Origin of the sequence: Binatus sp. (SeqCode), assembly GCF_035272065.1 — a bacterium.
Classification (GTDB): Bacteria; Desulfobacterota; Binatia; order Binatales; family Binataceae; genus Binatus.
Genome location: NZ_DATEQZ010000109.1, coordinates 19,173 through 38,081, shown reverse-complemented (window position 1 = coordinate 38,081; position 18,909 = coordinate 19,173). Strand labels below are relative to the sequence as shown.

Below are 18,909 nucleotides of genomic sequence, written 5' to 3'. Positions count from 1 at the left end.
AGACTGACAGCACTCAAAGGGTCAGGCCAGTGTCCAAGGTTTGTTTTCCTGACGACAATGACTTGTCGCTGTCAAGATTTGAGTATTTGGATTTTTTGTTCGCAAACCTGATGAACGCGATCGTGTCGTACAGTCCATGGCATAGCATCACAGTCCACAAATTGTACCCGCTGATTACAAACAAAACGCCAAATAAAATCGAGAGTTGAGTTATGATAACCATGGCACGAGGGCCCTGGTAGAAGTGGATGAGCCCGGCGCCCAATGCCGCGACGGAGACGGCAACCGCGGATGCGAGCGGCGCGGTGAGCCACGCGGTCAACAATGACTCGACCGATTTGAGAACAATCCCCCTGAAAACAAGTTCCTCTAAAATTCCTCCAAGCACCCAGGCTACTACTATACCGGCGATAAGTTTGACCCTGGATTCCTGTATCGCGCGGAATGACCCAAGGGTTGGCGGCTTGGCAAACGCTCGGGTCGCCAACCGGTCAGCCAAGGGGCTGTAAGCGAACATCAATGCCGTCCAGGCTACGGCCAATCCAATCACGGGCCACCATGAATTTGGGGTGGCCAGCCCAAGCTCACCCAGAGTTACTTTGTCAGAAACAAAAGCCGCCAACGGGTACAAGCCAATCGCGACCAGCCCTCCAATCAGAACGATGGTCGAGCGGCGAAAGCGAACCGCGACTACCACGAGCCAGAATAGAGTCAGGAGCAGGGAAGTCTGTTGAAAAGTCGTCATGCAGATTTGCCCTTGCGCAATTCTTCCTGGCGGCGTAGCTCTACGCGGCGGATTTTGCCGCTGACTGTTTTCGGCAACTCGTCGATGAATTCTATTTCGCGCGGATATTTGTAGGGAGCGGTCACGCGCTTGCAGTGTTCCTGGATCTCGGTCACCAGCCGGTCACTGGCTACAGCGCCGGGGCGAAGTTTTACGAAGGCCTTTACGATTGAGCCGCGATCGGCGTCGGGAGTTGCCACTACTGCGGATTCCATTACCGCGGGATGTTCCAAGAGGGCGCTTTCTACTTCGAATGGACCTATTCGGTAACCTGCCGAGATGATTACGTCGTCGGCGCGGCCTACGAACCATAGATAGCCGTCGGCGTCGCGCGTGGCCTGGTCGCCGGTCAGGTACCAATCGCCCTTAAACACGCTGGCGGTTTCTTCTGCGTTTTTCCAATATTCGAGAAACAGCGATGGCGGGCGCTCGGGAGTTACGCGCACTGCTATTTCGCCGAGTTCATCGAGCTTGGTTTCGGCGAGGTCGTTGTTGATAACGCGGACGTCGTGGCCGGGAAATGGGAGGCCCATCGAGCCTACTTTTACCGGCATCCCGGGCATGTTTGCTGCCAGTATCGTTGTTTCGGTTTGGCCGTAGCCGTCGTGAATCGTTAATCCCAGCTTGTCGCGCCACACCTCCATCACTTCCGGATTCAGTGGCTCGCCTGCACCCGTGCAATGCCTCAGTTTGGGGAATGAATAGTCAGTGAGTTTTTCCTTAATTAGTATTCGATACTCAGTCGGCGGGGCGCAGAAAGTAGTAATGCGGTAGTGCGCGAGCAATTCGAGTTCTTTGGCGGCGTCAAAGCGGCCGTTGTACATGAATGTCGTTACGCCGTTCATCCACGGCCCGAACAGCACGCCGTACGCGGCCTTGGCCCATCCGGTGTCCGAGGTGGTCCAGTGGATATCGCCCGGCTTGAGGTCCAGCCAGTTAAGCCCGGTGAATTTGTGGCTGTAGGTATAGGAGTGACTATGCAGAACCGCCTTGGGCTCGCGGGTGGTGCCGGAAGTGTAGTAGCAAATCGCGGGTTCAGACGATTTCGTATTCGCGGGCTTGAAGGCGGGCGACGAGTGACCCATGTATTCCTGCAGGCTGATCCATCCAGTGCGGGTCGTGCCGGTTATGAAGTAGTGCTCGACGCTCGGGCACTCCTTGCGCAGGTCGGCGATCATCGCGGCGTTCTCGACGGTGGCGATTATCGCGCGCGCGCCGGAATGGTTCGCGCGATAGATCAAGTCCTTCTCGCGCAGCATCGAGGTACACGGGATGACGATCGCGCCGAGCCTGAGCGCGCCGATATACGCGGCCTGCCACAATGTGATTCGCGGCAGCACCAGCAGGACCGCGTCGCCGTGCGTGATTCCATGGCCGGCGAGAACGTTCGCGATACGCTTCGATTGCGCCGCGATGTCCGCGAAGGTCAGGCGCGCGCGCCGGCCCTCGCTATCCTCGAACAGGATCGCGACCCGGCGCGGATCTTCGGCGAACTTGTCGATGACCTCGGCGAAGTTGAAATGCTCCGGCGTCTCCCAGCGGAAGTCGCGATACGCGCGCCGATAACTCTCAATTGCCTCGATCGTCATGGGCGCGAATTCCCGCGCGCCGCATGCTCGGCCGGCGCCTGCGAGCGTTTCGCCGCCGCCTTGATGTACTTGACGGTAACGGGAGAGAGGTCGTCGCGTTCGACGCGCACGTCGATTATCGCGAACGACTTGCAGTCGTGCGCCGCGCGGAGCGCGTCGCGCAATTGCTCGACCGTAGTCGCTTCGAATCCTTCGCCGCCCCAATCGCGCGCGAGTTGCGCGTACGGCCACGGCGGAATTTCGAGCAGTTCGCGGCGCTCGGCAATCGGCCGGAAGATGCCCCATCCGCCGTTGTTGATCACCACGACGATCGGATTGACGCCCTTGGCGGGCGCCTGCGAAATTTCGGGGCCGGTCATCTGAAAGCCGCCGTCGCCGCACATCACGAGCGGCCGCATGCCGCTGCCGATTTGCGCGCCGAGCGCGGCGGGCACCGCGAATCCCATCGAGGCGTAAAATCCCTGCGCGAAGTAAGCGTTGTTGTGCGGCACCCGGATGTCGAGCCCGCCGAAGAGCATGTCGCCCGACTCGGCGACTACTATGTACTCGCGTTTGTCGGCGAGGAATTCGTTGACCGTCGACAAAATCTGCGCGACCTTGACTGGCTTGCCGTCGCGCGCGGCGATCTCGCGAAGATTGTCGGCATAGATAACCTTTTCATGATGCTGCCGCAGCTTGTGCCGCAGGAGAGCGCGCGCGAAATCACGCACCCCGACGTCGGTGTAGGTGTGATACTTAACTTCGACCTTGCGATCGACGGCCCACACCGTCCTGCCTTGAATCACGTGCGGCGGCCGGTTGCCAAAGTTCATGTCGGTTTTGAGACATCCGAGGTTGAGCACGAAGTCGGCAGCATCCATCCGCGCGACGATCGACGGCGGACTGATCGGGCCGACGTGCACGCCCATGTACAACGGATGGTCCATCGGGAACGCGCCCTTGCCGAGCACGGTCGTGAACACCGGCGCGCCCATCTTCTCGGCCAGCTCGACCAGCTCCTGCGACGCCTTGAAGCGGTGAATCTCGATGCCGGCGATGAGCACGGGCTTCCGGCTCTCGTTGAACATCGCGGCCGTTTCGTGCGCGGCTTCCTCGACCTTGCGCGCGTCGGATTCCTGGAAGTGCAGGCGTCCGTCCCATTCGATGAGCTCATCGGGGACTTCGATTTGCCTATCGACCATGTCGCGATGAATCTCGACGTAGCCCGGCCGCTGCTCGGCCCATATTTGTTTCACGACGCGATGCAACTCGTCGGCGGCGGTGCGCGGATCGGTCAGCACCGCGGACGCGCAAGTGACTTCATTGTAGATGCGGCGCTGCGATTCGATCTCGCGGGCCTGATGATGAATCAGCGTGCCGAGCTTGCGCTCCTCCTCGCCCGGGCCCCCTGAAAAAATCAAAATCGGCACGCGTTCCGAGAACGAGCCCGCGACGGGATTGACCATGTTGTGGCCGCCGGCGCCGTAGGTGACGCAGATGACGCCGATTTTGCCGGTCGCGCGCGCATAGCCGTCGGCCGCGAAGCCGACGCCCGGCTCGTGCGACAGCGTGATGATTTTCATCCCGTGCTTGCGGCCCAGCGCGAAAAACAGCTTGAGCGCGAGGTCACCGGGGATGCCGAAGACGTGCGACACGCCAATCTTGCGCAGGTACGCGACCAGGAAATCGCCCAGCGCCATGTGCCTCTTCACTCCGCTTCGCCCTCCTAGCTCTCGGCTAATTGTAACAAAAACGCGGTTGCCTTCCTCATCGCAGGACATCTTCGGCGCCGCGCTGTGCTAGAGTATGATGTTGGTGGGTTAAGCTGATGTTTTCGAAGATACTGCGCATGCAATTTCTCGGGCCTATGCAACTGAGCCGGCTCGTGATGTACCTGCCCCAGTTCGTGCGCGTGTTCTATCGGTTGATGAGGGACGAGCGCGTGCCGATGCTGGCGAAATTGGTGCCGTGGATGGGTGTGCTCCTTATATTCACACCGCCGGCGCTCGAGCTCGACATGGTCCCGATTGTCGGCGAACTCGATTGGCTTCTTATCGGGTATCTCTCGCTCAAATTGTTTATCTGGCTCTGTCCGCCCGACGTCGTGCGCGAACACGTCAGCCAAATTGGCCGGGGCGAATAGCACATCACGTTGATGCGGCCCCGCAATCTCCTGATCCTTCTCGCGGCAGTCGTTGTCGTCGCACTGGTGATGTTGAGCTTCCTCGACCAGCTTCTGGTCGACTACCTGTGGTACGGCAGACTCGGCTATGGCGGGGTCTTCAACACGACCGTCGGCGCGGAAATCGCGATCTTTCTCGTCGTATGGCTGGTGGCGTTCGCCGCGATCTTCGTGAGCGGGCTGATTGCGATCGGCGGGAGCCGCAATCACGAGCGGCTGCGCGTGGTGCGCCGACCAGACGAGATGGTCGAGGTCAATCTGCCCGAGCTGATTCGTGCGCTCGGCGAACGTGTGCCCTGGCGCGTGATCGTCGCTGCCGGCGCGGCACTGCTCGCGCTGTTCGCGGCGCAGGGCGAGGCGACGAGTTGGGATACGTACCTCAAGGGACTTTACGGGGTGCCGTTCGGAATCGTCGAGCAGGCGTTCGGCAACGACATCGGCTTTTACGTCTTCACCGTGCCGCTGCTCGAGGAAATCCGCGATCTGTTCCTGATGGTGATCGTGCTGGCGGCCGGGATGGCGATCGCGGTCTATTGGGCGCGCGGCGCACTCGATTTCAAGGAAACGCCGCCGCGCGTGTCGCCGGGCGCGACGGGACATCTGTCGGTGCTGCTGGGGTTGTTCTTCATCCAGCGCGCGATGAGTTACTGGCTCGGCCGCTTCGACCTGCTGCTGCATACCGACGGCGTTGTGTTCGGACTGCGCTACGTCGATCGAATTTTGTGGCAGCCGGGGCTGTGGCTGCTCGTTGCGCTGTCGTTGGCCGCCGCTGTGATGTGCATATACAACGCGCGCGAGGGTGGCCTGCGGCTTCCTGTCGCCGCGTTCGTTATCGTGTTCGGTCCCGCGCTCATCATGAATTTTATCCAGCCGGTGATCGAGCGCCTGTGGGTCAAGCCCGACGAGCTGCGGGTCGAGAAACCGTACCTCGAGCGCAATATCGAGGCGACGCGGCACGCGTACAAGCTCGACACGGTGGACGTGAAGCCGTTCGCGGGGCAGGGCACGCTTACGCCCGCGGCACTCGGGCAGGATGAGGCGACGGTCAAGAATATCCGGCTGTGGGACCCGCGCCCGCTGATCGATACTTACCGGCAGTTGCAGGAAATCCGCACTTACTACGATTTTCGCGACGTCGATATCGATCGCTACTGGATCGAGGGCAAGTACACCGAGGTGATGCTGTCGCCGCGCGAGATGAATATCGACCAGCTGCCCGACACCGCGCAGACCTGGGTCAATCAGCATCTCAAGTTCACGCATGGCGCGGGGCTGGCGATGAGTCCGGTCAACAAGAAGGACACCGAGGGGCTTCCGGTGTTCTATGTGAAGGATATTCCCGCAGTCTCTAGCGTGGGGCTGAAGGTTGAGCAGCCCGCGATTTATTTTGGCGAGGCGCGCGACAATTACGCCGTCGTCGATTCGGCGACGCCCGAGTTCGACTATCCCAAGGGCGCTGACAACGTCTTTTCGTATTACTCGGGATCTGGCGGCGTGCCGGTCGCGGGATTTTTTCGCCGCCTGCTGTTCAGCATCTTTTTTCGCGACATCAACCTGCTCGTCACCGAGAATATCGTGGCGAAGAGCAAGATCATGATCCGGCGCAACATCGCGAGCCGCATCGCCTACATTGCGCCGTTCCTGAATCTCGATCGCGATCCTTACGCCGTGGTTCTAAACGGCCGCATGGTCTGGATCGTTGACTGCTATACGACCAGCGATCATTACCCGTACTCTCAGCGCAACGCCGACGGGATCAACTACATCCGCAATTCGGTCAAGGTGGTGGTCGACGCGTACACCGGCGACACCGATTTTTATGTGGCCGATCCCGAGGACCCGATAATCAAGACGTGGCAGCGCGTGTTCCCGGAGATGTTCAAGCCGATGGCGGCGATGCCCACTGAGTTGCGCGCGCACATCCGCTATCCGGAAGATTTTTTTCTGATCCAGGCCGACACTTTCCGCACTTATCACATGACCGATCCGCAGGTCTTCTATAACCGCGAGGACCTGTGGGGATTTCCGCGCGAAAACTACGCCGGCCAGACGGTGCCCATGTCGCCCTACTACGTGATCATGCGGCTACCGGGCGAGGCCCAGGCGGAGTATATGCTGATGCTGCCGATGGTGCCGTCAGGGCGCGACAACATGATCGCGTGGATGGCGGCGCGCTGCGACGGCGCGGATTACGGTCATCTGTTCGAGTATTCATTTTCGAAGGATAGGCTTTTCTACGGCCCTTATCAGATCCAGGCGCGCATCAATCAGAACCCCGAAATTTCGCGGCAACTCTCGCTGTGGAACCAAATGGGTTCGAAAGTCATCCTCGGCAACCTGCTGGTGATACCGGTCCAGGACTCGCTGCTCTACGTCGAGCCGCTGTTCATCCGGGCCGAGAACGGCCAGTTGCCCGAGTTGCAGCGGGTGGTCGCGTCGTACAGCGATCGCGTGGTGATGGGCGATACGCTCGACCTGACGCTGGCGGCGCTGTTCACCAATGAAGCGCCGCCGGCGCCGACGATCGCCAAGGCAATCGCGAATGAGACGGCGCCGCAATCGATCGCGCAGGGCACGGTACCGGGGAAGGCCGACATGCAGAGCGCTGCGCAACATTACAATCGCGCGATGGACGCAATTCGCGCAGGCGATTGGACAGCCTTCGGCACAGAAATGAAGGCGCTGGGCGACGAACTGTCGAAGCCGTCAGCCTCCGGACATCCCTGATAGCACTGGGCGCGAGTCGGGACGTCATCGTCCTCCGGAAGTGTTCCTTGCGTTACTGGACGCGCAGTATCTGGTCGCGCTCTCCTTAGGGCAGGCGTTTTCCTCTGTCATTGTTAGGCAGAGGAATTTTTTGGGAAGCCCTGTCAAAAAACGCAATCGACTGGCAGTTGTCGCTCCTCCGCCGCCATCGCGGGGAGCCTCTCTCAGCGATCGGATCGTCGCTATCGCAGAGCTTGGCGCCGGCACACTCGCGGCCGAGCGATGCGCGATCGCGTTTCAATCCGGTGGAGCGGGAGCCGGCGATGTGGTGTACGCGCCGCCGGGAGACTCGCGATGGGACGAGGCGCTGAACGCGATCCTCGTTGCACTCGAGAATCGGTTGGTTGATGCGATTGCGGCGGGCGGGCGGAAACGGGCGCGTGGTGCGCCGGGTTCAATCGAATCGATCGAAAGGATAGCGCTGAGCGCGGATGAGGTCGCTCCAATCGCGCGGCTCGAAAAAATTAGCGATGAGTATCAGTTAGCTGCGTCGGCGTTCACTGACGGCGCAAGCGCGGTGCGAATCGCGATGGTGGCGCGGGCGGATCGCGACCGCGGCGAACTCGAGGCATCGGTTGAACTTATCGCGCGCGCCGTTTTCGGCGAGATGGCGCTCGCTGCCGCGCGCGCGTCACTCGAGTTCTGGCGGACTCATGGCGCCAAGAATGGGCGCGAGGCGGTTGGCGCAAAGCGGGAACTCGGGCGGGAGCGGGCGGCGGCGAATTACCTGGATGAGGCAGTCGTCGCGGCGCGCCGTGCGCAACCGGGCGAGCGGTTCCGCCGCTTCGGCCAACTCGTCGCGGACGGAGCCGGCTTCGACCAATGGGTGGTTGCGGTCGCCGACAGCGGCTCGTTCATCGTGGCCGCATCGTCGTCCGGCCACAAACAATTTGATTTGGGTGAGAACAGTGCGCTGGCGGAAAGCTTCCGGCGCCGTATCGTGATCGCCCGATGGCGCGATCGCGGCGAAGGCGCCGTCGCTCACGCAAGGCAATATTTCGAAGACAGAATCTTCGGTGGTTCGTACGTGTGTATCCCGTTCGAGGCCGGCGCGATCGCGCTGGCGTCACGCGACACGCGCGCATCGGCGGCCAGGGCGGAGGGTATCGTCGAGCGGCTGGCTCCATTTGCCGCGAGCTGGGTGTTGGAGCGGGACGCCGCGCGGCGGAGCCGGCTGGTGCGTCAGCTTGCGCTCAGAATGTTCGCGGCGATCGACGAGGAGCGCGCCAAGATCGCGCGCGACCTGCACGACGATCAAGCGCAGCTTCTGGCGGCGGCACAAATTGCACTCGATGGACCTCGCGAGGCGGCACGCTCGATCTTCAAGCAAGTCGAGCGGGAGTTGCGCCGCAAGACGCGCGAACTTCGTCCGGCCATGCTTGGGAACGCATCGCTCGACCAGGCGATCGAGCGCGAGTTCGAGCGGCTGGACCGCGCGGGCGTGAAGGCGAAATTTTTTCATCTGATTCACGGCGCAACGGCGGAAAAAATCTCGCGCCCGGTACAGCAACTGTGCTTCCAGGTCGTGCGCGAGGCGCTGTCCAACGTGATCAGGCATGCGCGCGCGAAGTCGGTAGAAATAACGATCGAGAGCAACGACGCGGTTTTGCGCGTCTCGGTCGCCGACGACGGCTGCGGTCTCAGCGCCAACCAGGGCGAGGGCATTGGCCTGGCGGGTGTGCGCGAGCGGCTCGAGTTGATGGGCGGCAGGTTGACGTTGGAATCCCATGCGGGCGGTACGGCGGTCGTCGCCGAAATCCCGGAGTCCGCGTGATGGAAGGTCACGAACGGATTCGCGTGCTGCTCGCCGATGACCATCGGATATTGCGCGAGGCGCTCCGGATGGTGCTCGCGGCCGAATGCGAGGTCGTGGCGGAAGCGTCGGATGGCGAACAGGCCGTCGCGCTCGCGGCGCAACTGAAACCGCATGTGGTGGTGATGGACATCGGGATGCCGGGAATCGGCGGGCTGTCGGCGGCGTATCGAATCGCCAAAGAAGCGCCGGCGTGCAAGGTGCTGATGCTAAGTCAATTCGACGACGAGGAATACGTGTTGGAGGCGCTCGGCGACGCGGGCGCGGCGGGCTACGTGGTAAAGACCGACGCGGCGGCCGAGCTGCTCAGCGCGGTGCGGGCGGTTCACTCGGGGCGGCGCTATCTGAGCCCGACAATCGCGCCGATCGTACTCGCGCGGCTGCGCAACAGCCCGAAGAACTCCTCCCGCGCGGCAAATCCTACCCGGCGCGAGCGCGACGTGCTCAAGCTGATAGGCGAGGGCGCGACTACCAAGGAGGTCGCGCAACGACTTGGCATCAGCGTCAAGACCGCGCAGGCGCATCGCGACAACCTCAAGCAGAAGCTCGAGCTGCGCTCGACCGCGGCGATGGTGCGCTACGCGATCAAGCACAAGCTGATTCGCCTCGACTAGCTTGAAGGGCGAGTTGGTTCTCGGAGTGACACAAAGTCCATATTTTCGTCGAGTAACGTGACATTGTGATGCTGACTACTGCGATAGTCTCAGCCGATGGAACGGGCGAAGTCAGAAGAACGGCGCGTGCGGCGCTGGTTCGAACTCGAGCCGCCAGCACCTGAACGACTGGAACTGCAGACCTCGCCGCGTGTCTCGACCGTCGCCAGCTACGTGTTCACGCGCGCCGCCGAGCGGTCCTGGGAATTACTCAATGAACATCTCGAAGGGCCGCAAGGGGGAGTGTTCTGGATCGGTGGACCGGCGGGATGCGGCAAGACGCATTTTCTTGACTACGTAATTGCGTTGCAGCGGCGGGCCGGCGCACTCGACGCGCAAAACGCCCGGCGGCTGGTGTGCGGGCTCGAGCTGGCCGGGCGGTTCGACGGCAGGGAAGTCGAGCTGTTCCTGCTGAGCGTTCTGGCCGAGCAAATCGGCGGCGACCCGCGCTCGGGTGAACTTTTCCGCCAACTGCGTGGCGCGTCCGCGTTGAACGTGGGGCTGGAGACCGCGCGGCGGACGGGAACTCAGGGCGGTAACGGTCGCGATCGACTTCGGTACGTCGCATTGCGAAGCGGGGGCCGATTTTTTCGCGATGCTGGCACAGGTTGCAGCGTCCTTCCGCCAGGTGAAGTTCACCGTGATCGCTGCCGGCCGCGCGATGGCTCCGGAAGCGACGCGTCCGCTTGCGGTGGCGCCGATCGATGCGAACGAGGAAACGACTATTGCGGTGCGCCGAGCGCGGCGGCTGGTCGAGGAAGCCGAGTTTCACGCCAGCAACGCATACGCGGGAATAGATACGGCGGGGTTGGCGCCCGATGCGATCTTCCCGTTCCATCCGGCGGCGCTTAAAGCGCTTCGAACAATAGCCAGCCGTCGCATTCCGGACGGCGCGAGGGCCGAGCGCGCCGTGATCGTACCGTTGTCACGCCTCGCGCGTGAAGTGTTGGTGTCGTCGACCTTTGACGGGAGCGGCGGCGAGTTGCCGGCGCGGCTGATCTATCCGCCCGACCTGACGATGAACGCGGAGATCTCAAAGCTGGTCAAGGTTCACCTGGCTGAAGCGGGACGCGCCGCGTGGAAGATCGCGCGCGACACGGTCGCCGGTCTCGATGGCTATGAGAAGGACCTCGCGCGCGAAATCGTCGATTCGCTGATAGTGGAGAACGTGTGCGGCGAAACCGCGGCGCTCGCGATCGAAGAACTCAAGGCGCGAGTGCCGATCGTCGCGTGCGGAGCGGCGGCCGATGCGCGGGTAGCGCCGGGCGTCCGCGAATTGTTGCGCCGATTGGAGGTTTCCACCGGGGGCGTGATTCGTCTCGAGACCGACGCGGTGCGGTTCGACCCCGAGGCGGCCGGCGCGCCCGAGCTTGCGGCGTTCAATGCGGCGCTGGTACTCGCGCAAGGCTTCGATCCGCGGCTTACGCTGGCGCGCGACCGCCAGAGTCTCGCCGCGCGCCTGAATCGGCTCGACGCCTCGATGGCGCTTGCGGTAGAGCGTGCAGTCCGCACGCGCGAGGTGCTCGCGTCGGCGCTCGGAGAGGCGAACCTCGAGATGCCCGCGGCGAACAGCGCGGTGATCGCGGAATATATCGCGCTGGCGGAATCGGGCGCGGCCGCGATGCTCGAGGCGGCCGCCGATCGATCGTATCTGGCGTCGGCCATCCAAATCGCTGGCGCCTACGAAATTCTGGCTGCCGCGGCCGAATCCATCCCGCGGATGCGCGCGATGCGCGAGTACCTGGCTGCGACCGGACTGCGCGCCACGCCGGACGAACCCGCCCTCAGAGAGAATGTCTGGCAACAATCTGTGATCGCTTCATTGGAGACCGAGTGCGAACTGCTCCGGGTCGAGCTTGGGCCGCGCATCCTGACCGGGCCGCCGCGCAGTCTCGATGCGCTGGAAGCGCGTTTCCAGAAATTCAAATGGACATACGTGCAGTGCTACCTGGGCGCGCATACGCAATGGCGCCAGAAGATGGAACGGCTCGAGCTGGCGGTGGGTGATGGGCGGCGGTACTTCGACGCGCTTGCGCGGCTGAACGCGATCGTCGCGCTGGGGCGTCCCGAAGGCGCGCATCTCAGCGCGCGGGTCGCGGAGTTGAGCGCGCGCGTCGTGCGATGCGAGCTGGGAGACGCAATCGCGCCCGAGACGACGCCGCGATGTGCGAGCTGCGGGTTTCAGCTCGGCGCTTCGTCGCCGCAGGCGGAACTCGAAGACGCGATGGAGGGCATTCGCCGCGCCCTCGAACTAAAGCTGGCCGCGCTCTCGCAAAGCATGATCGCGCGGCTGATTCGGGCTCACGACAAGGAACATCGCCTCGAAGGATTTCTCAAGATCACGCAGGCCGCGCAAACCGACGCCCTCGTGCGGGTGCTCGACGACAAGCTGGCGCGCTATTTGGCGCAGGTGCTCGAGGACGAGCGGCGGTAGTACCGACAGCGGGACAACTAACGGGTGGAGGCGGTGCGTTTCTTTGGCTGGCCGGGAGGAAACGCGCTGGCGCGTTTGTGGCGCGGGCGGACGTTGAGACGATCGAGCAGGCGGAAGTAGGAATCGCGGACGATCTCGAGGCCCCACAGCAGCGTCAGACCCAGCGTGCGGCCGACCCCGCCGGCAACTTCCAATATAAGAGGAAGCCCGCGCAGCGGCTCGATGCGAACCTCGACGGGCGTTTTCTCTTGAGTGGTTTCCATCAGGGTTCAGAGTAAGTTGCCGGGCGCCCGCATGCAACTACGTCATTCGGGCGCCCGGCGAGATTGCCGGTGCTACGGCGACGCAGACGCGGCAGGAGCGGGGGCGGGCACGCTTTCGCCTGCGCCGAGGACCGTGATTTTCAGGTCGTCGAATTGCGCCTGCGAATCGTCGGCCGCCCAGAGTCCGACTTTGCCTTTGGCTATTTTGCTGTCGTCGAAATCAAAGATCATCTTGTCGTCGTCGTAACACATGAAGTGTCCACCCTGAGCCGTGACCTTAAGCCGGTACCAGGTGTCCTTGTCTGTCGGTACGACGCTCTGCTTGAGGGTGTTCAGCTGTCCATTGGTCATCCGCGAGAGCGCGAAGTAATCGCTGGGGCATCCCGCGGAAAGCAGGTAGAAGTTTTTGTCGTCAACGTAACGGAAGAGGAGACCGCCGGAGCAATCGAAACGTCCGCCGGCGGACTTGAACTGAGCTTCGAGAGTAGAGTCGGAATACTCAGTCGGATCGGTTTGAATTGCCATTGGGTAATACGCGAGTGCGCTGGTCAGCGACTTGAGCAGCCGGCCCGCGGGCAAGCCGAAGGTATTAGGCTTGCTGGGCGCACTCGGATCGGCAATCACCTGCCAATCGCCTTCCAGCGCTTTCCATCCCGACGGCACTTCGCCCGCCTTGTCCTGATCGAAATTCCACACGTGAACTTCAGGGGTCGGCGTTGGGGTCGGCGTCTGGGTTTCGGTGGGCGTCACCTCGGCCTTTTTCTTCTTTCCCTTCGAATAAGCGGCCGGGCTGATGACAAGCACCGTCATTACCAAGCCTGCTGCAACGACTGCGGCGCTTCGCAGCCAAGAATTTCCCGTCTTCATCTATCCTCTCTCTGCCCCGATGAGTTACTTCGTATTAATTTTGATTCTGTGGATCGACAATCGAATCGCGCGAGTTTCGCCAATGAATGGCGTCGCTGTCAAGCTGACGTTTTTTCGGCGAAGCATCTTCAAGACAGGCTTTGCACAGAATAGCTAGAGCAAATCTCAGTTTCGCTTTTTCTTCGTTACTGACTAATCGAGCCAATAGTCAGTTTATCGCATCACAGGACGCGCGAATTGCTTGACTGTAGTGGGATAGAGTGGGATGTTGTGGGGCGCTAGGGAGGGATTCCGGTGTTTAGTGGTCGGTTTGACCATTCGATCGATGAGAAGGGGCGGGTGAGTATCCCGGCTCGCTTTCGCGAGGTTCTGCAGCGCGAAAATCACGATCGTCTATATATCACCAACTTCCCTCACGAAGGAGAGCGATGCCTCGCGCTGTATCCGCCGAGTCAGTGGGACACGCTCAACGCGAAGCTGCAGACCAAGCCGCGATTCGATCCGCTGGTGCAAGTGTTCGAGACCCTGATCATCGGCGGAGCGCATGAGGTGCCCGTCGATCGGCAGGGGCGAATCCTGATTCCGACGAACCTGCGCGACTACGCAAAGCTGGATCGCGAGGTCACATTTTCGGCGCGGCAGGATCATTTTCAACTTTGGGACAAGAAGATCCTCGCGAAGGTTTTGAAGGCCACCGAGGAAAAAATTATGGATCCAGAATTTTTTGCGAAGCTGGGTCTGTGACGTGCGATGAATCTGGCGGTGATAGACGAAGACGACGCGGCGGACCGGTGGCATGTGCCGGTGATGGTGGAGGAGGTGTGCGGGCTGCTGTCCGCACACGGTCCGCTCGCGTTCGTCGACGTGACTGTTGGGACGGGTGGGCATGCGGAGGCGATGCTCCGCGCCACGAAGGCGCGGATGCTCGGGCTGGATCGCGACGCGGCGGCGCTGGCCGTCGCGCGCGACCGGCTGGCGGAGTTCGGCGATCGCGTCGTGCTCGAGCGCGCCGACTTCGGTGAAATCGCGGCCGTGATGAAGCGTCATCACTTCGACGGCGCTGACGCGATGCTCGCCGACCTCGGCATGAGCAGCTACGCGCTCGACGATCCGAATCGCGGGTTTTCATTTCGGCTCGACGGTCCGCTCGACATGCGGATGGACGATCGGCAGACGCTCCGCGCGCGGGACATCGTCAATGAAGAGAGCGCCGAAGAGCTCGCGCGCATCATCTATGCATACGGCGAAGAGCGCGGGTCGCGGCGGATAGCTCGGATGATCGTCGAGGCGCGCCGGCGCCGCCCGATCGAGACGACGGGCGAGTTGCGCGCGGTCGTCGAGCGGGCTCTGGGAGCCCATCGGCGCGGCGGGGCGCATCCGGCGACGCGCACCTTCCAGGCTTTGCGAATTGCGGTGAATCACGAGATGGAAAGTCTCGCGGCGCTTCTGCGCGACGGTCCGGCGCTGCTCAATCCGGGCGGCCGGATGCTGGTCATCTCGTATCACTCGCTCGAAGACCGTCCGGTCAAAGAGCGCTTTCGAGATTTGGTGCGTGTGGGAGACTACACCGCGATCGCGCGCAAGGTGATCAAGCCGTCAGCGTCGGAGACTTCGCGCAACCCGCGCGCACGCAGCGCGAAAGTCCGATGCATCGAACGGAGCATACAATGAGCGCGCGGGTGAAACCGACGCGGCGGCCGTCGAAGGTGTTGCCGACGGTGCTGGGCGTGCTGATCGCGATGGTGGGATTCGCGACGTTGATGATTCGGCTGGAAGCTACGCGCGAGGGCTATCGGCTCTCGGCGCTGCACGATGAAATCGCGAAGCTGCAGGACGAAAATCGCGAGCTGCGCCTGACCGCCGCGCAACTCAGCTCGCATGACAGGCTGCGCGCGCTCGCGCCGCAGTATCATCTTGCGCCGCCGGGGCGTGGGCAGGTGGTGATGCTTCCATGAATACATCGTTCAAGCAGCGTCGCGCGCGAATCGGGGCACTCACGCTCACGCTGGCGGCATTGTTCGGTTTCGCGGTGATTCGGCTGGTGGTGCTGGTTGCCCTTTACGGGCCGCGACTGAACTCGCTCGCGCAACATGAGCATAAGGGAGAAACCGAACTCGCGGCGGTGCGCGGGCCGATCGTCGATCGCAACGGCGAGCCGCTGGCGCTGTCGGCCGAGACGCGCTCGGTTTACGCGCGGCCGAAGAAGGTGCTCGAGTCGAGCACTCCGGCCGAGCGGTCGAAGCTCGCGGCGATCCTGATGATGATGCCGATTTCGCTCGAATCGAAGCTGAACAAGGACGCGCCGTTCGTATGGCTCGAGCGACGAATATCGCCCGACAAGGCGCAGGCCGCGGAAACGCTGGGAATCGACGGCGTCGGCACGATCAGCGAGTACAAGAGGTTTTACCCGGAGAGCAACCTGGCCGCGTCGGTGGTGGGGTTGGCGGGGATGGACGGCCAGGGGCTCTCCGGGTTGGAGTTGCAGTACGACAGGATTGCCCGCGGCGAAGCGGTCGAGCTGAGCTTCGACCATGACGCGCAGGGGCATCCGATTTTCGACAGCCCGCTGGCGCTCAAGGCGCCGGAGCCGGGCGCGCAACTCGAGCTGACGATCGACTCGTCGATCCAATCGCTCGCCGAAACCGAACTGGCGGCGGAAGTGCAGGCGAGCGGCGCGAAGCGCGGCAGCGTAATCGTGCTCGATCCATTTACCGGCGAGGTGATGGCGATGGCGAACGTCACCGCCGACGGCGTCAACGTTCACGACCGTCTGCATAACCCGGCGGTCGAGGACGCGTTCGAGCCGGGCTCGACGATGAAGGGGATTCTCGGGTCGATCGCGCTGGCCGATCACGCGATCACTACGGACAAACAGTTTTTCTGCGAGAACGGGCGCTTCTACCTCGACCGGCACACGATCCACGATCACAGCCCGCACGGATGGCTCGACCTCGGCGGGATAATCGAAGTGTCGTCGAATATAGGCGCGGCAAAAATCGCGTTGACGCTCGGCTCGCAGCGCTACTATGAGGGGCTGCGCGCCTTTGGAATCGGATCGCGCACGGGAATCGACCTGCCGGGCGAAGCGTCAGGACTGTTGAACAAGCCTGCCGGGTGGAAGGAAATCGATCTCGCCAATCACGGCTTCGGGCAGGGCGTGGCGGTCACGCCGATCCAGCTTGCGGTGGCGTACGCGGCAATCGCGAATGGCGGGAACATCGTGCGGCCGTACGTGGTGAAGGCCGCCTACGACGCCGAAGGGCGCGCGATCCTGACGCATACACCGCAGGTGCTGCGTCGCGCGATTGCGCCCGATATCGCGCATCAGATGAACCTGCTCCTGCGCAACGTCGTCATGTCCGACGGCGGCACGGCGGCGAAGGCGCGCGTTGACGGCTTTATCGTCGCGGGCAAGACCGGCACGGCGCAGATGGTGAATCCGGAAAACGGCACCTACTATCAGAATCGTCACGTGTCGTCGTTCGTCGGATTCTTACCGGCGGACGATCCGCGGCTGCTGATCCTGGTGGCGTTGTATGATGTCGGCCACGAGCATTTTGGCGGCTTGATAGCGGCGCCGGTGTTCAGTGAAATCGCACAGGGCGCGGTCCGCGATTTGAACATCACGGCGCCGAATCAGCCCTACGATACCGCCAGCATAATCCCGATGCCGGATTTCGGCAAAGACTCGAGCGGCAAAACTCCTGCTGCAACGGCTGCGGATCCTGATGACTATTTGCCCGTGCTGACGGGCTCCAAGTTAACGCGCGCGACGCCGAATTTTGCGGGACTCAGTCTCAGGCGCGCGATGGAGTTGGCGCGCGTGTCGCGCGTCAACGTCGATGTGCATGGCGGCGGCTACGTCGTTGCGCAGGAACCGGACGCCGGCGCCCCGCTCAATCATGCGACGGTGAAACTCACGCTCGCGCCGATCGTCGCGGACAGTGGCGCCGATACGGCGGCGGATTCGGGCGTCATGCCCGCATCGTATTTCAGTGGCGGCGGGATATCGCCCGTCAAGCGAAAGTGAAACTTGGTGAATTACTCGAAGGACTCGACGTACGTCGAATCGACGGCGACCTGAACGTGGAAATCACGGGCCTCAGCTACGACTCGCGTCAAACGAGGCCCGGTCATCTGTACTTCTCGACGGCCCGCGACACGACGCGCAACCGGACCAACATAGACGATGCATTAAACCGTGGCGCGCGCGCTGTGGTGGTTGGGGGATGGGATGTTGGAACAGCGCGCCCCGCGGCGACCCTGGTGGTGAGCGAGCGGCCGCGCCTGCTGATGGGCGCGGCCGCGTCGCGTTTCTTCGGCGCACCGAGCGAGCGCGTCGATTTGATCGGCATCACGGGCACCAGCGGCAAAACCACGACGAGCTACATCGTGGCGTCGATTTTAGAAGCGACCGGTATGCCGACGGGGATCATCGGCACGATTGGAATTTTCATTGGCCGCAAGAAAATCTACAGCGGACTGACAACGCCCGAGTCGATCGACTTCGAGTCGGCCCTGGCGCAGATGGAGCATGAGGGCGTGCGTCACGCGGCGGCGGAGGTGTCGTCGATTGGAATCGCGGAAGGCCGGGTCGACGCGTTGAGCTTCCGCGCGTGCATGTTCACCAACCTCGGCCGCGACCATCTGGATTATCATGCGAGGATGGAGGACTACTTCGCGGCGAAGCTGCGCCTGTTCACCGAGATACTACCGCACAGCCGGCGGGCAAACACCGTCGCGATCGTGCGCGGCGATGATCCGTTTGGGCGGCGCGTGCTCAAGTCGGTAAAGGGGTCGAAAATAAGTTTTGGAATGGATCGATCTCTCGATGCTTATCCTGAGAAATTCGACGCTGACCTGAGCGGGATTCGCGCGACGCTCTCGGTGCTCGGCAGGAAAATCGAAATCGAATCGCCCCTGATCGGCGAAATCAACTTGCTCAATATCCTGGGCGCGGCGGCTCTGTCGGCGGCCCTGGGTGTCGATATGGATGCGGTGGCGGATGGGGTGCGGCGATGCCCAGGGGCCCCCGGCAGGCTCGAAGTGGTCTCAACGAAAGCGAAACCGGGGGTCACGGTGCTGGTCGATTACGCGCACAAGCCCGACGCGCTCGAGGCGGTGCTGACGGCGCTCCGGCGTTTGCGCGCGGGCAGAATCATCTGCGTGTTCGGATGCGGCGGTGATCGCGACCGCGGCAAGCGTCCAATCATGGGTGAGATCGCGGGGCGGCTCGCCGATATCCCGGTGCTCACGTCAGACAATCCGCGCAGCGAAGATCCGATGGCGATAATCGCCGAAGTCGAGAAGGGTTTGACGGCGACGGGACGCACGCGAATCTCGAGTGAGAAAAACTTTGTCGACGCGTCGATCGGTGGCGGATATATCGTCGAGCCAGATCGCCGCACGGCCATCGGCATTGCGCTTCGACTCGCGGCGGTGGGCGACGCGGTTTTGATCGCGGGCAAAGGGCACGAGGACTATCAACTGGTGGCGGGGCGCGTGCTTCCATTCGACGATCGGGTCGTGGTCCGCGAGATTGCGGCGGAACTCGGCGGCGGGCAGAGTTGAGACTCGGC

The 18,909-nt window shown here is 62.4% G+C and carries 17 protein-coding genes; 11 read left to right on the top strand and 6 right to left on the bottom strand.

Annotation, left to right across the window (positions count from 1 at the left end):
- Positions 1-13: 13 nt before the first annotated feature.
- The 3 genes from VJX68_RS17540 to VJX68_RS17530 are packed head-to-tail and all read right to left on the bottom strand — an operon-like array spanning position 14 to position 4,052.
- Positions 14-745 carry a CPBP family intramembrane glutamic endopeptidase gene (locus VJX68_RS17540; protein ID WP_324097019.1) on the bottom strand — a complete coding sequence of 244 codons (732 nt, stop codon included), beginning with the start codon at positions 743-745 and terminating at the stop codon, positions 14-16.
- Positions 742-2,373, bottom strand: a complete 1,632-nt coding sequence (locus VJX68_RS17535) for an acetate--CoA ligase (protein ID WP_324097018.1) — start codon at positions 2,371-2,373, stop codon at positions 742-744. Before VJX68_RS17535 ends, VJX68_RS17540 begins: the two co-directional genes overlap by 4 nt.
- A complete protein-coding gene (locus tag VJX68_RS17530; protein WP_324097017.1) occupies positions 2,370-4,052 on the bottom strand; it encodes a thiamine pyrophosphate-binding protein in 1,683 nt (560 codons plus the stop codon). Before VJX68_RS17530 ends, VJX68_RS17535 begins: the two co-directional genes overlap by 4 nt.
- Before the next feature lie 128 nt (positions 4,053-4,180).
- Between VJX68_RS17530 and VJX68_RS17525 the strand changes: the two genes are divergently transcribed.
- The 4 genes from VJX68_RS17525 to VJX68_RS17510 all read left to right on the top strand — a co-directional run bounded on the left by VJX68_RS17525 (position 4,181) and on the right by VJX68_RS17510 (position 9,727).
- Positions 4,181-4,495: a hypothetical protein gene (locus tag VJX68_RS17525; RefSeq protein WP_324097016.1), complete on the top strand. Its 315-nt coding sequence runs from the start codon at positions 4,181-4,183 to the stop codon at positions 4,493-4,495.
- A gap of 12 nt (positions 4,496-4,507) precedes the next feature.
- Positions 4,508-7,261 (top strand): UPF0182 family membrane protein, encoded by a 2,754-nt coding sequence (locus VJX68_RS17520; protein ID WP_324097015.1) that lies wholly within the window; start codon positions 4,508-4,510, stop codon positions 7,259-7,261.
- A 130-nt stretch (positions 7,262-7,391) separates the two neighbouring features.
- The gene (locus tag VJX68_RS17515; RefSeq protein WP_324097014.1) at positions 7,392-9,074 is read left to right on the top strand and encodes a sensor histidine kinase; all 1,683 of its coding nucleotides are present in this window, start codon (positions 7,392-7,394) and stop codon (positions 9,072-9,074) included.
- Positions 9,074-9,727, top strand: a complete 654-nt coding sequence (locus tag VJX68_RS17510; protein WP_324097013.1) for a response regulator transcription factor — start codon at positions 9,074-9,076, stop codon at positions 9,725-9,727. Before VJX68_RS17515 ends, VJX68_RS17510 begins: the two co-directional genes overlap by 1 nt.
- A 246-nt stretch (positions 9,728-9,973) precedes the next feature.
- Here VJX68_RS17510 and VJX68_RS17505 read toward each other — a convergent pair whose 3' ends face one another.
- A complete protein-coding gene (locus VJX68_RS17505; RefSeq protein WP_324097012.1) occupies positions 9,974-10,237 on the bottom strand; it encodes a hypothetical protein in 264 nt (87 codons plus the stop codon).
- A 124-nt stretch (positions 10,238-10,361) separates the two neighbouring features.
- Here VJX68_RS17505 and VJX68_RS17500 point away from each other — a divergent pair, with 124 nt between their 5' ends.
- Positions 10,362-12,200: a hypothetical protein gene (locus tag VJX68_RS17500; protein WP_324097011.1), complete on the top strand. Its 1,839-nt coding sequence runs from the start codon at positions 10,362-10,364 to the stop codon at positions 12,198-12,200.
- Between the two features lie 17 nt (positions 12,201-12,217).
- Here the strand turns inward: VJX68_RS17500 and VJX68_RS17495 are convergent, their stop codons facing one another.
- Both VJX68_RS17495 and VJX68_RS17490 read right to left on the bottom strand, forming a co-directional pair.
- On the bottom strand, positions 12,218-12,463 hold the full coding sequence (locus tag VJX68_RS17495) for a hypothetical protein (RefSeq protein WP_324097010.1): 246 nt from the start codon (positions 12,461-12,463) through the stop codon (positions 12,218-12,220).
- A gap of 72 nt (positions 12,464-12,535) precedes the next feature.
- Entirely contained in the window at positions 12,536-13,267 is a 732-nt protein-coding gene (locus VJX68_RS17490) for a 3-keto-alpha-glucoside-1,2-lyase-like domain-containing protein (protein WP_324097009.1), read from the bottom strand.
- Here VJX68_RS17490 and VJX68_RS17485 point away from each other — a divergent pair.
- From VJX68_RS17485 to VJX68_RS17460, 6 genes are all read left to right on the top strand, one after another.
- A complete protein-coding gene (locus tag VJX68_RS17485) occupies positions 13,257-13,487 on the top strand; it encodes a hypothetical protein (protein ID WP_324097008.1) in 231 nt (76 codons plus the stop codon). The two genes, VJX68_RS17490 and VJX68_RS17485, sit on opposite strands and share 11 nt — an antisense overlap.
- 137 nt (positions 13,488-13,624) lie before the next feature.
- Positions 13,625-14,074, top strand: coding sequence for a division/cell wall cluster transcriptional repressor MraZ (gene mraZ, locus VJX68_RS17480; protein WP_324097007.1), 450 nt, complete (start codon positions 13,625-13,627; stop codon positions 14,072-14,074).
- Between the two features lie 6 nt (positions 14,075-14,080).
- Positions 14,081-15,001: a 16S rRNA (cytosine(1402)-N(4))-methyltransferase RsmH gene (gene rsmH, locus VJX68_RS17475; RefSeq protein WP_324097006.1), complete on the top strand. Its 921-nt coding sequence runs from the start codon at positions 14,081-14,083 to the stop codon at positions 14,999-15,001.
- Positions 14,998-15,285 carry a hypothetical protein gene (locus tag VJX68_RS17470; protein WP_324097005.1) on the top strand — a complete coding sequence of 96 codons (288 nt, stop codon included), beginning with the start codon at positions 14,998-15,000 and terminating at the stop codon, positions 15,283-15,285. Before rsmH ends, VJX68_RS17470 begins: the two co-directional genes overlap by 4 nt.
- Entirely contained in the window at positions 15,282-17,360 is a 2,079-nt protein-coding gene (locus tag VJX68_RS17465; protein WP_324097004.1) for a penicillin-binding transpeptidase domain-containing protein, read from the top strand. The genes VJX68_RS17470 and VJX68_RS17465 overlap by 4 nt, the downstream gene beginning before the upstream one ends.
- Positions 17,357-18,901, top strand: a complete 1,545-nt coding sequence (locus tag VJX68_RS17460; protein WP_324097003.1) for a UDP-N-acetylmuramoyl-L-alanyl-D-glutamate--2,6-diaminopimelate ligase — start codon at positions 17,357-17,359, stop codon at positions 18,899-18,901. The genes VJX68_RS17465 and VJX68_RS17460 overlap by 4 nt, the downstream gene beginning before the upstream one ends.
- Positions 18,902-18,909: the final 8 nt, after the last annotated feature.

Coding starts and splice junctions, on each gene's coding strand:
- VJX68_RS17535 (WP_324097018.1), bottom strand. CDS start 2,373: ATGACGATCGAGGCAATTGAGAGTTATCGGCGCGCGTATCGCGACTTC.
- VJX68_RS17495 (WP_324097010.1), bottom strand. CDS start 12,463: ATGGAAACCACTCAAGAGAAAACGCCCGTCGAGGTTCGCATCGAGCCG.
- VJX68_RS17525 (WP_324097016.1), top strand. CDS start 4,181: ATGTTTTCGAAGATACTGCGCATGCAATTTCTCGGGCCTATGCAACTG.
- VJX68_RS17485 (WP_324097008.1), top strand. CDS start 13,257: ATGACAAGCACCGTCATTACCAAGCCTGCTGCAACGACTGCGGCGCTT.
- VJX68_RS17530 (WP_324097017.1), bottom strand. CDS start 4,052: ATGGCGCTGGGCGATTTCCTGGTCGCGTACCTGCGCAAGATTGGCGTG.
- VJX68_RS17520 (WP_324097015.1), top strand. CDS start 4,508: ATGCGGCCCCGCAATCTCCTGATCCTTCTCGCGGCAGTCGTTGTCGTC.
- VJX68_RS17540 (WP_324097019.1), bottom strand. CDS start 745: ATGACGACTTTTCAACAGACTTCCCTGCTCCTGACTCTATTCTGGCTC.
- VJX68_RS17465 (WP_324097004.1), top strand. CDS start 15,282: ATGAATACATCGTTCAAGCAGCGTCGCGCGCGAATCGGGGCACTCACG.
- rsmH (WP_324097006.1), top strand. CDS start 14,081: ATGAATCTGGCGGTGATAGACGAAGACGACGCGGCGGACCGGTGGCAT.
- VJX68_RS17500 (WP_324097011.1), top strand. CDS start 10,362: ATGCTGGCACAGGTTGCAGCGTCCTTCCGCCAGGTGAAGTTCACCGTG.
- VJX68_RS17510 (WP_324097013.1), top strand. CDS start 9,074: ATGGAAGGTCACGAACGGATTCGCGTGCTGCTCGCCGATGACCATCGG.
- VJX68_RS17470 (WP_324097005.1), top strand. CDS start 14,998: ATGAGCGCGCGGGTGAAACCGACGCGGCGGCCGTCGAAGGTGTTGCCG.